This window comes from Lacisediminihabitans changchengi (genome assembly GCF_016634425.1).
Classification (GTDB): Bacteria; Actinomycetota; Actinomycetes; order Actinomycetales; family Microbacteriaceae; genus Lacisediminihabitans; species Lacisediminihabitans changchengi.
Genome location: NZ_JAEPES010000003.1, coordinates 413,331 through 425,749, shown reverse-complemented (window position 1 = coordinate 425,749; position 12,419 = coordinate 413,331). Strand labels below are relative to the sequence as shown.

8 protein-coding genes are annotated in these 12,419 nt (G+C 65.6%); all 8 read left to right on the top strand.

Annotated elements, in window-relative coordinates:
• Positions 1–4: 4 nt before the first annotated feature.
• The gene (uvrB, locus tag IV501_RS10345) at positions 5–2,083 is read left to right on the top strand and encodes an excinuclease ABC subunit UvrB (RefSeq protein ID WP_200555129.1); all 2,079 of its coding nucleotides are present in this window, start codon (positions 5–7) and stop codon (positions 2,081–2,083) included.
• A 220-nt stretch (positions 2,084–2,303) separates the two neighbouring features.
• The gene (gene uvrA, locus IV501_RS10340; protein ID WP_307812173.1) at positions 2,304–5,246 is read left to right on the top strand and encodes an excinuclease ABC subunit UvrA; all 2,943 of its coding nucleotides are present in this window, start codon (positions 2,304–2,306) and stop codon (positions 5,244–5,246) included.
• 71 nt (positions 5,247–5,317) lie between these two features.
• A complete protein-coding gene (gene uvrC, locus IV501_RS10335; protein ID WP_200555445.1) occupies positions 5,318–7,240 on the top strand; it encodes an excinuclease ABC subunit UvrC in 1,923 nt (640 codons plus the stop codon).
• Positions 7,241–7,286: 46 nt separating this feature from the next.
• Positions 7,287–8,162: an RNase adapter RapZ gene (gene rapZ, locus IV501_RS10330; protein ID WP_200555131.1), complete on the top strand. Its 876-nt coding sequence runs from the start codon at positions 7,287–7,289 to the stop codon at positions 8,160–8,162.
• 95 nt (positions 8,163–8,257) lie between these two features.
• Entirely contained in the window at positions 8,258–9,238 is a 981-nt protein-coding gene (whiA, locus tag IV501_RS10325) for a DNA-binding protein WhiA (protein WP_200555132.1), read from the top strand.
• Positions 9,239–9,399: 161 nt separating this feature from the next.
• Entirely contained in the window at positions 9,400–10,026 is a 627-nt protein-coding gene (locus IV501_RS10320; RefSeq protein WP_200555133.1) for a superoxide dismutase, read from the top strand.
• Positions 10,027–10,180: 154 nt separating this feature from the next.
• Positions 10,181–11,188: a type I glyceraldehyde-3-phosphate dehydrogenase gene (gene gap / locus IV501_RS10315; RefSeq protein WP_200555134.1), complete on the top strand. Its 1,008-nt coding sequence runs from the start codon at positions 10,181–10,183 to the stop codon at positions 11,186–11,188.
• Positions 11,189–11,197: 9 nt separating this feature from the next.
• Positions 11,198–12,415 carry a phosphoglycerate kinase gene (locus IV501_RS10310; protein WP_200555135.1) on the top strand — a complete coding sequence of 406 codons (1,218 nt, stop codon included), beginning with the start codon at positions 11,198–11,200 and terminating at the stop codon, positions 12,413–12,415.
• Positions 12,416–12,419 lie beyond the last annotated feature (4 nt).

Sequence of the window (12,419 nt, the reverse complement as noted above, 5' to 3'; positions counted from 1 at the left end):
AGGCATGGAACCGACCAGATCCGTGCGCCCGTTCGAGGTCGTCAGCGAGTACGTGCCGAGCGGCGATCAGCCCCAGGCCATCGCCGAACTGACCGCCCGCATCAACGCGGGGGAGACGGATGTCGTGCTGCTCGGCGCCACCGGAACCGGCAAGTCGGCGACCACGGCCTGGCTCATCGAGCAGGTGCAGCGCCCCACTCTCGTGCTCGCGCACAACAAGACGTTGGCGGCGCAGCTGGCGAACGAGTTCCGCGAGCTGATGCCGAACAACGCGGTCGAATACTTCGTCTCGTACTACGACTACTACCAGCCCGAGGCCTACGTGCCGCAGACCGACACCTTCATCGAGAAGGACTCGTCGATCAACGCGGAGGTGGAGCGGCTTCGGCACTCCACCACCAACTCGCTGCTCAGTCGGCGCGACGTGGTGGTGGTCTCCACCGTCTCCTGCATCTACGGACTCGGCTCGTCCGAGGAGTACCTCGACGCCATGCTCGCCCTGCAGGTCGGCATGCGCATCGACCGAGAGGCGCTGATCCGCAAATTCGTCTCGATGCAGTACCAGCGAAACGACGTCGACTTCTCCCGCGGCAACTTCCGTGTGCGCGGCGACACGATCGAGATCATCCCGATGTACGAGGAGCTCGCCATCCGCATCGAGATGTTCGGTGACGAGATCGAGGGGCTGTACAGCCTGCATCCGCTCACCGGCGACGTGGTGAAGAAGCTCGACGCCGTCTCGGTGTTCCCCGGGTCGCACTATGTGGCCGGCCAAGAGAGCATGCAGAAGGCGATCGTCACGATCAAGGAGGAGCTCGAGCTGCGCCTGGCCCAACTCGAGCGTGAGGGCAAACTGCTCGAGGCCCAGCGACTGCGCATGCGCACCACCTTCGACATCGAGATGATGGAGCAGATCGGGTTCTGCAGCGGCATCGAGAACTACTCGCGCCACATCGACGGTCGCAACCCGGGCGAGGCGCCGCACTGTCTCATCGACTACTTCCCCGACGACTTCCTGGTGGTCATCGACGAGTCGCACGTCACGATTCCGCAGATCGGGGCCATGTACGAGGGGGATGCGTCGCGCAAGCGCACTCTGGTCGACCACGGCTTCCGGCTGCCGAGTGCCCTCGACAACCGCCCGCTCAAGTTCAACGAGTTCCTCGACCGGGTCGGCCAGAAGGTCTACCTGTCGGCGACGCCCGGCAAGTACGAGATGGGCATCACCGACTCGGTGGTCGAGCAGATCATCCGCCCGACCGGCCTGATCGATCCCGAGATCGTGGTCAAGCCCACCAAGGGTCAGATCGACGACCTGCTCGAGGAGATCCGCGCCCGTGTGGCCCTAAACGAGCGGGTGCTTGTCACCACCCTCACGAAGAAGATGTCCGAGGAGCTCACCGAGTTCCTCGGTGAGGCGGGCGTGCGCGTGCGCTACCTGCACTCCGATGTCGACACGCTGCGGCGGGTCGAGCTGCTCACCGAGCTGCGGCAGGGCGTCTACGACGTGCTGGTCGGCATCAACCTGTTGCGGGAGGGCCTCGACCTTCCCGAGGTGTCGCTCGTGGCCATCCTCGACGCCGACAAGGAGGGGTTCCTCCGGTCGTCGACCTCGCTGATCCAGACCATCGGTCGCGCCGCCCGCAACGTGTCCGGCGCAGTGCATATGTATGCCGATGTCATGACCGACTCCATGGCCCTGGCCATTTCGGAGACCAACCGGCGGCGCGAACTGCAGGTCGCGTACAACCTCGAGCGTGGGGTCGACCCGCAGCCGCTGCGCAAGAAGATCGCCGACATCACCGACCAGCTGCAGCGGGAGGATGCCGACACGGCAGAACTGCTGAGCGGTCGCGGCGGGCGCAAGCGTGCACCCACGCCGAGCCTCAAGCGCGAGGGCAAGCACGCGGGTCTGGCTGCCGCGGGTGCGAATGATCTGGAGACGATCATCCGTGACCTCAACGAGCAGATGCTCCAGGCCGCGGGGGAGCTCAAGTTCGAGCTCGCCGGCCGGCTGCGCGATGAGGTCGCCGATCTGAAGAAGGAGCTACGTCAGATGGAGGCGGCGGGCCACCTGGCCTGACCGCGCCGGTCGATTCGCCGGTCGAGTAGCGCCGTTCCGCTGGGCGGTTAGCGCCCGAGCGTCCGCGCGAGGACGCGTATCGAGGCCCACCACGGACAGGTTTCGATACGCGAACGCGCTAGAGCGCGTGCGGTACTCAACCAAAGGAGTATCGCTGACACCAGGTCCGCTAGGGGCTTAACCGATCGGGCAATGTCGGTGGCTTACGTAGACTCGTATGGTGACTATTTCCCCCGTCAAGTCCGGCCCGAAGCTCTCTGTCCTCGGGGCCAGGGTGCACAACCTCAAGAACGTCGACCTCGAGATCCCGCGCGATTCTCTGGTCGTCTTCACCGGTCTTTCCGGTTCGGGAAAGTCGTCGCTCGCCTTCGACACGATCTTCGCGGAGGGCCAGCGCCGCTACGTCGAATCGCTGTCAGCATACGCCCGGCAATTCCTCGGTCAGGTCGACCGCCCCGACGTCGACTTCATCGACGGTCTGAGCCCCGCGGTCTCGATCGACCAGAAGTCGACCAACCGCAACCCGCGCTCCACCGTCGGCACGATCACCGAGATCTACGACTACATGCGCCTGCTCTGGGCGCGCATCGGCATTCCGCACTGTCCTATCTGCGGTGCCAAGATCGAGCGCCAGACGGTGCAGCAGATCGCCGACCAGCTCATGACCCTGGAGACCGGGGTGCGCTACCAGATCGTCAGCCCCGTGGTCTCGCAGAAGAAGGGCGAGTTCGTCGACCTGTTCAAGGAACTCGCGGCCAGCGGCTACTCGCGCGCGATCGTCGACGGTGAGCAGATTCAGCTCAGCTCCCCACCGACGTTGAAGAAGCAGTACAAGCACGACATCTCCGTCGTCGTCGACCGTCTGGTTGCGGCCCCCGACATCCTCACCCGGCTGACCGACTCGCTCGAGACCGCGCTACGCCTCACTGATGGCCTGGTCAGCATCAACTATGTCGACGCAACCGGCCCGGAGGCCTGGCGCAACTTCTCCGAGAAGCTGTCCTGCCCCAACGGGCACCCGGTGCAGCTCACCGAGATCGAGCCGCGCACGTTCTCGTTCAACGCCCCGTTCGGCGCCTGCCCGGAGTGCTCGGGTCTCGGCACCCGCATGTCGGTCGATCAGGAGCTGCTGCTCGGCGACCCGGCCCTCAGCCTGGCCGAGGGCGTCATCCTGCCGTGGACCCAGTCCGGCAAGGGCCTGTTCAACTACTTTCAGCGCCTCCTCGAGGGTCTCGCCGCCGACCTCGATTTCTCCCTGAAGACGCCATGGCAGGAGCTGCCCGAGAAGGTGCAGCGCGCCATCCTCGAGGGCAACGACTTCGAAGTAACTGTCAAGTGGAAGAACCGCTTCGGCCGCGAGATGAAGTACTCGACGGGCTTCGAGGGCGTCATGCCCTACATCGAGCGCAAATTCCTTGAGGCGGAGACCGACTCGGCCCGCCAGCGTTACTCGTCGTACCTTCGCGAGATCGCCTGCCCGGTCTGCCACGGCAAGCGCTTGAAGCGCGAGGTGCTCGCGGTCACCGTTCATGAACACAACATCGCGGATGTCTCCGAGCTCAGCCTCGTCGACGCCTACGAGTTCATGAAGCTCCTCGAACTCACCCCCCGCGAGGCCAAGATCGCGGCACAGGTGCTTCGCGAGATCCGGCTGCGGTTGGAGTTCCTGATCGAGGTCGGCCTGAGCTACCTCAACCTCGCCCGCTCGGCCGGATCGCTGTCCGGTGGCGAGGCGCAGCGCATCCGTCTCGCGACCCAGATCGGTTCCGGCTTGACCGGCGTGCTCTACGTGCTCGATGAACCGAGCATCGGCCTGCATCAGCGTGACAACCGCCGTCTGATCGAGACCCTGGTGAAGCTGAAGAACCTCGGCAACACCCTCATCGTCGTCGAGCACGACGAAGACACTATCCGCACCGCTGATTGGGTGGTCGACATCGGACCGGGTGCCGGCGAGCACGGAGGCGAGGTAGTTCACTCGGGGTCGTACGCAGACCTGCTCGCCAACACGCGTTCCATGACCGGCGACTACCTCTCGGGCCGGCGCGCGATCGAAACGCCGACGGTGCGTCGACCGATCGACCCGAAGAGGATGCTCACGGTCGAGGGCGCGCGCGCCAACAACCTGAGGGATGTCACCGTCGAATTCCCGCTCGGAACCTTCACCGCGGTGACCGGCGTCAGCGGATCGGGCAAGTCCTCACTGGTGAACGACATCCTGTACAAGGTGCTCGCCAATGAGTTGAACGGCGCGCGCCAGATCCCCGGCAAGCACACCCGCGTCACCGGTCTCGACAACCTCGACAAGGTCGTCCACGTCGACCAGGCGCCGATCGGCCGCACTCCGCGGTCGAACCCGGCGACTTACACGGGCGTGTTCGACAAGATCCGCAACCTGTTTGCCGAGACCGTCGACGCCAAGTCCCGCGGCTACCTGCCCGGTCGCTTCAGCTTCAACGTCAAGGGCGGTCGCTGCGAGAACTGTTCCGGCGACGGCACGATCAAGATCGAGATGAACTTCCTGCCAGACGTCTACGTCGTGTGCGAGGTCTGCAACGGTGCCCGGTACAACCGCGAGACGCTCGCGGTGCACTACAAGGGCAAGTCGATCGCCGAGGTGCTCGACATGCCGATCAGCGAGGCGGCCGAGTTCTTCGAGGCGATCTCCTCGATCAGCCGCTTCCTCAACACGCTGGTCGATGTCGGCCTCGGTTACGTGCGCCTCGGGCAGAGCGCGACGACCCTGTCGGGTGGCGAGGCGCAGCGTGTCAAGCTGGCCACCGAACTGCAGAAGCGGTCGATGGGACGCAGCATCTACGTGCTCGACGAGCCAACCACCGGTCTTCACTTCGAAGACGTGCGCAAGTTGCTCCTGGTGCTGAACGGTTTGGCCGACAAGGGCAACACGGTGATCGTCATCGAACACAACCTCGACGTGATCAAGTCGGCGGACTGGCTCATCGACATGGGGCCAGAGGGCGGAGCCGGGGGAGGCCAGGTCATCGCGACGGGCACCCCCGAGCAGCTCGCGGCGGTGGAGGCCAGCCACACCGGCCAGTTCCTCGCCGAGATCCTCGAGCCTGCTCCCGCGCCGGTGGTGAAGGTGTCGTCGCGCAAACCCGCCAGTAAGCAGCCGCGCAAGCCGGCCCGCGCCTCGGCGTAGGCTCGGCGACCATGGCAACAACGACGCCGCCGCGGCGATCGCCCCTCGGGGCGACGCCTCCTCGCCCGCCGATGTCGGGCACGGTGAGTTGGCGGCCGAAGGCGGGGGAGATCCCGCAGCAGCCGGGCGTCTACCGCTTCCGCGACCAGAACCAGCGGGTGCTCTACGTCGGCAAGGCGAAGAACCTGCGCTCTCGGCTGAGCAACTACTTCCAGCCGCTGCGCAGCCTTCACGAGCGCACGAGGCGCATGGTGCTGACCGCGGCATCCGTCGAATGGACCGTGGTCGGCACCGAGTTCGAGGCGCTCTCGCTCGAGTTCACCTGGATCAAAGAGTTCGACCCGCCGTTCAACGTGCAGTTCAAAGACGACAAGTCGTACCCGTATCTGGCGATCACCCTCGGCGACGACGTTCCCCGCGTGCTGGTCACCCGCCACAAGACCATGAAGGGCGCCCGCTACTTCGGGCCGTACACGAAGGTCTGGGCGATTCGCGAGACCGTCGACCTGATGTTGAAAGCCTTCCCGATGCGCAGCTGCTCGGACGCGACCTACAAGCGAGCGGAGCAGACCGGTCGGCCCTGCCTGCTCGGCGACATCGGCAAATGTGCCGCGCCGTGCGTGAAACGCATCACCAAAGAGGACCACAAGTCGATCGCTCTCGACTTCGCCTCCTTCATGGCGGGAAATGACTCGCGCTACATCACGGATGTCCGCAAAAAGATGATGGCGGCGGCCGAGACCCAGGACTACGAGTCTGCCGCGCGCTATCGCGACCAGCTCGGAGCGCTCGAGACCGCGCTGTCCAAGAGCGCGGTGGTGCTGGCCGAAGACGTCGACGCCGACGTGTTCGGCATCGCACACGACGAGCTCGCCGCCGCCGTGCAGCAATTCACCGTGCGCGGCGGGCGCATCCGCGGTGTGCGCAGCTGGGTGGTCGACAAGGAACTCGACCTGGCGCTCGGCGAGCTGGTCGAACTGGTGCTGCAGAACGCCTACGAGGACGAGCTCGTGCCACCGCGCCAGATCGTCGTTCCCGAACTTCCGGAGGACGTGAAAGAGCTCGAGGTCTGGCTCAGTGGGATCCGCTCCGGGCGCGATGGCAACGGCAAGGTGGGTCTTCGCGTCGCACAGCGCGGTGACCTCGCTGCCCTGGCCCAGACGGTCGAGACCAACGCGAAGAACGCTCTGATGCTCTACAAGACGCGGCGCAGCGGTGACTTCACCGCCCGATCCCAGGCCCTCGCCGATATTCAGGATGCCCTGGGCATGCCCGACGCGCCGCTGCGGATGGAGTGCTACGACGTGTCGCACCTCAGCGGTACCAACATCGTCGCCTCGATGGTGGTGTTCGAAGACGGTCTGCCACGCAAAGACCAGTACCGTCGCTTCAGCATCCCCGAGTCGACCGACGACACCGAGTCGATCTACCAGACGCTGAGCCGACGGCTCGCCTACCTTGACCCGACGGGCAGCGAATCGGACCCTGAGGGGACCGAGGCTGCGGACCCCACCACCGACGACATCGTCGACCCCGCCGCCGAGACCCGTCGGCAGAAGTTCGCCTACCGACCGAACCTGCTCATCGTCGACGGTGGTCAGCCGCAGGTGGCCGCGGCGAAGCGCGCCCTGGAAGACGCCGGCATCACCGATATCCACCTCTGCGGCATCGCCAAGCGTCTTGAGGAGATCTGGCTGCCTGACTCCGACTATCCGGTCATCCTGCCCCGCAACAGCGACGCGCTGTTCATGATCCAGCGCATCCGTGACGAGGCGCACCGGTTCGCGATCACCTATCAACGCCAGAGACGAAAAAAGGATGTCTCGTCGCAACTCGGCGAGATCCCGGGCCTGGGGCCCGCGCGGGTGAAAGAACTGCTCCGGCACTTCGGCTCGGTGACCCAGCTGCGCACGGCGGATCAGACGGCCATCGCCGAAGTGCAGGGCATCGGCCCGACGCTCGCCCAGACCATCTACGAACGCCTGCGCCAGTGACGCACGAATCAATCAGGCGCAGGAAACGATTAAGTAGGCTTGCAGCATGAGCGCGGAGAGCGACAAGCAGGAAGTGCTGATCGTCACGGGCATGTCGGGAGCCGGGCGCTCCACCGTCGGCAATGCGCTCGAAGACCTCGGCTGGTATGTCGTCGACAACCTGCCGCCTCAGATGTTGCGCCCTCTCGTGGAATTGGCAGGCCGGGTCGGCGACACGCTGCCGAAGATCGCGGCCGTCGTGGATGTCCGCGGCGGCAATCTGTTCTCCGACCTCGAGCAGATCGTCGAGTCCCTGCGCGAGAACAACGCCGTTCGGGTGTTGTTCCTCGAGGCGACGGATGCGGCGCTCGTGCGTCGGTTCGAGCAGGTGCGGCGTCCACATCCGCTCCAGGGCGACGGCACCCTGCTCGATGGCATCGGCGCCGAGCGGCAGCGGATGCTCAACCTGCGAGAGTCCAGCGACATCATCGTCGACACCTCCGACCTCAACATCCATCAGCTGGCCACGACGGTGCAGGAGACGTTCTCCGACGCGGAAACGCCCGGGCTGCAGGTCACGGTGATGAGCTTTGGTTTCAAGTACGGGTTGCCCACCGACGCCGATCTCGTGGCCGACATGCGCTTTCTGCCCAACCCCTTCTGGGTGCCCGATCTGCGGGGGAGCACCGGCCTCGATCAGCAGGTCTCCGACTTCGTGCTCGCCCAGGAGGGTGCGGCCGAATTCGTCGACAATTACACCCGCGCGCTGGCCCCCGTGCTCGCAGGCTATCAGCGCGAGAACAAGAGACACGCTACGATCGCCATTGGATGCACGGGCGGTAAACACCGTTCCGTCGCGGTCGCCGAGAGGCTCGCTCGCCTATTGCGAGAACAGCCCGGCGTTGCCGTCAGCGTCAAGCACCGCGACCTCGGTCGCGAGTGAGTTTCGCCGCGCCAGCGGCTCCCTGCCCCCAATTTTCCGCTTGACGGACGAGGGCACGGCATCCAGGATTCCGATACAACAGAAAGAAGCCCAGATTGGCTCTCACCGCCGACGTCAAAGATGAACTCGCCCGCATCGAGGTGAGCAAGACCACGGTGCGCGCGGCGGAGCTAGCCACCATCCTGCGTTTCTCCGGCGGCCTCCACCTCATCTCCGGGCGCATCGCGGTCGAGTCAGAGCTCGACACCCCGCAGCTCGCTCGCCGGGTGCGCAAAGACCTGGCCGAGCTCTACGGCGTGAAGAGCGAGGTCTCGGTCATCTCCGCATCCGGACTTCGCCGCACCAGCCACTACCTCGTTCGCGTCCTCGACGGCGGCGAGACGCTCGCTCGCCAGACCGGCCTGCTCGACGCCCGTCGCCGCCCGATCCGTGGGCTCCCGAACAAGCTCACCACCGGGGGCAAAGACGAGCTGTCGGCCGTCTGGCGCGGGGCATTCTTGGCGCGCGGTTCCCTCACCGACCCTGGTCGTTCTGCAGCACTCGAGATCACCTGCCCCGGCAACGAGTCCGCGATGGCCCTGGTCGGTGCCGCCGGTCGGCTGGGTGTGGCTGCCAAGGCTCGCGAGGTCCGCGGAGTGCACCGCGTGGTCATCCGTGACGGCGAAGCGATCAGCGCGATGCTCGTGCACATGGGCGCGGCGGCCACCGTGCTCAACTGGGAGGAATTGCGTCAGCGGCGCGAGGTGCGGGCCACAGCCAATCGTCTGGTGAACTTCGACGATGCGAACCTCCGCCGTTCCGCCCAGGCGGCCGTCGCGGCCTGCGCCCGGGTCGAGCGAGCACTCGAGATCCTCGACGGCGACGTTCCTGAGCACCTGCGCTACGCCGGTGATTTGCGGCTGCGCTTCCGCGACTCGAGCCTCGACGAGCTCGGCCACCACGCCGACCCGCCGATGACGAAGGATGCCGTGGCCGGCCGCATCCGCCGCCTGCTGGCCATGGCAGACAAGAAGGCCGTCGATCTCGGGATCCCCGGAACCGACGCCAATCTTCCCGCGGACTACGAAGACGCCTGAGCCCGGCATGGTCGCGCGCCGGGTGAACTGATCCCGGGTGAACGGACCCTGTACGTACGGGAAGCATTCGCTGGGCGCCGGAGCTGACGCGAGTACACTGAAATTCGGCCCGGTAGATGGTGCTCGTAGCCCCCGGGTCCACAGAAAAAGGAGATCGGAATATGGCTGAATACACGCTGCCCGAACTGGGATACGACTTTGCGGCTCTGGAGCCGCACATCAGTGCCCAGATCATGGAACTTCACCATGACAAGCACCACCAGGCGTACGTCACCGGCGCCAACACGGCGTTGGCCGGCCTCGCCGAGGCGCGCGACAGCGGCAACCTGGCCAATGTGAACAAGCTCGAGAAGGACCTCGCGTTCAACCTCGGCGGTCACGTCAACCACTCGATCTTCTGGACCAACCTCTCTCCCGACGGCGGAGACAAGCCGACCGGTGAGTTGGCTGCGGCGATCGACGACCAGTTCGGTTCGTTCGACAAGTTCACCGCTCACTTCACGGCCACCGCGCTGGGCGTGCAGGGCTCGGGCTGGGCGATCCTCGGCTACGACAGCATCGGCAAGAACCTGAGCATCTTCCAGCTGTTCGACCAGCAGGGCAACATCCCGCTGGGCCTCGTACCGCTGCTGACGCTGGATGTCTGGGAGCACGCCTACTACCTCGACTACAAGAACGTGCGCGCCGACTACGTCAAGGCGTTCTGGAACATCGTGAACTGGGCGAACGTCCAGGAGCGCTTCAGCACAGCAACCCAGAAGACTGACGGCCTCCTGGTACTGTCTTAATCGGTGAGGTGGCCGGTGCGAGAGCACCGGCCACACCCCTGTCTCGACACCCGTCACCCGTGGGGTCGCCCCAGTAGCCACGGCGGTTACCCCGCGCAGCAGCACCCCGACAACAACACATCGCGCCCTCGGCGCATCAGCATCAGGAGTTCTCTTGACAGTCAAGATCGGCATCAACGGCTTCGGTCGCATTGGTCGCAACTACCTTCGCGCGTCCCTCGCTCAGGGCGCTGACCTGGAAATCGTCGCCGTCAACGACCTCACCGACCCTAAATCGCTGGCACACCTGCTCAAGTACGACTCCGTCGGCGGTCGTCTCGCCGAGAACGTGTCGGTCGAGGGTGATTCGATCATCGTCGGAGACAAGCGCATCAAGGTCTTGGCGGAGCGCGATCCCGCGAACCTGCCATGGGGCGAACTGGGCATCGACATCGTGATCGAGTCGACCGGCCGCTTCACCAACGCCAAGGATGCCCGCAAGCACCTCGAGGCCGGCGCCAAGAAGGTCATCATCTCGGCGCCCGCGACCGACGACGACGGCACCTTCGTCATGGGCGTCAACGAGTCCGACTACGACCCCTCGACCATGGACATCCTGTCTAACGCGTCCTGCACTACCAACTGCCTCGCGCCGCTGGTGAAGGTCTTCCTCGAGAACTTCGGCATCGAGCGTGGCCTCATGACGACGGTCCACGCCTACACCGCAGACCAGAACCTGCAGGACGGCCCGCACAGCGACCTGCGCCGTGCGCGTGCCGCCGCCCTGAACATCATCCCGACCTCGACCGGCGCGGCGAAGGCACTCGGCCTCGTCGTTCCCGAGGTTCTCGGCAAGCTCGACGGTTACGCGCTGCGCGTTCCGGTGCCAACCGGCTCGATCACCGACCTCACCATCGACGCCGGCCGTGCGGTCACCGTCGCCGAGGTCAACGCGGCGTTCAAGGCTGCGGCCGAGAGCGGCCCGCTCGCCGGCTACCTCGCATACACCGAAGACCCGATCGTTTCCAGCGACATCCAGGGCGACCCGCACTCCTGCATCTTCGACGCGGGCCTCACCAAGGCCATCGGCACCCAGGTGAAGATCGCCGGCTGGTACGACAACGAGTGGGGTTACTCCAACCGCCTCGTCGACTTCACCGAGTACGTCGCCGAGCGCCTGTAACGGCTCGGGATGACGCTCCGCACGATTGAAAGCCTCGGAGATCTCCGAGGCAAGAAGGTCATCGTCCGCTGTGATCTGAATGTCCCGTTGAAAGACGGCGAGATCACGGATGACGGCCGCATTCGCGCATCGCTCCCCACGCTCCGGCAGCTCATGGCTGCCGGAGCGCGGGTGATCGTGATCTCGCACCTGGGACGCCCGGACGGCGTACCGACACCCAAATACAGCCTTGCCCCGGTCGCTCGGCGCCTGGGGGAGTTGCTGGTCTCCCCGGTGGTCTTCGCCGACGACACTGTCGGCCCCGAGGCGGTCGCGGCCGTCGAGAAGCTGACCGAGGGCGACCTCGTCGTTCTCGAGAATCTCCGATTCGACCCGCGCGAGACCTCCAAAGACGACGAAGATCGCGAGTCGTTCGCCGCGGACCTCGCCGAGTTCGCAGACGCCTTCGTGTCTGACGGTTTCGGCGTCGTGCACCGCAAGCAGGCGAGTGTCTTCGAACTCGCCGGGTTGCTGCCGAGCGCCGCCGGCGGGCTCATTGCGACCGAGCTCGATGTGCTGGACAAGCTCACCGAGACACCCTCCAAGCCGTACGCCGTTGTTCTCGGTGGCTCGAAGGTCTCCGACAAGCTCGGGGTGATCGCGCATCTGCTGCCGCGGGTCGACTCCCTCCTGATCGGCGGCGGCATGCTGTTCACCTTCCTCGCGGCCCAGGGCCACAAGGTCGGTTCCAGTCTGCTCGAGGTCGACCAGCTCGACACCGTGCGCGGCTACCTGGCCAAAGCCGACGAGCTCGGCGTGCAGATCCTGCTGCCGACTGATGTCGTAGTCGCCTCGAAGTTCGGTGCCGACGCAGAACACGAGGTTCGTGCTGCCGACGACATCGAAGGCTCGCCGTGGGGTGAGGCCGGGCTCGGTCTGGACATCGGTCCGGCCACCGCTGAGGCGTTCGCCGCGGTCATCCGTTCGTCGAAGACCGTGTTCTGGAATGGTCCGATGGGAGTCTTCGAGCTCGAGCCATTTGCCGCGGGCACCAAGACGGTCGCCCAGGCGCTCACCGAGGTCGACGGACTCTCCGTCGTCGGCGGGGGAGACTCCGCCGCCGCAGTGCGTGCCCTCGGCTTCACCGACGACCAGTTCGGTCACATCTCGACCGGCGGTGGCGCCAGCCTCGAATTCCTCGAGGGGAAGAGCCTTCCCGGCCTCACAGTCTTGGGCTGGCAGGCGTGACCCC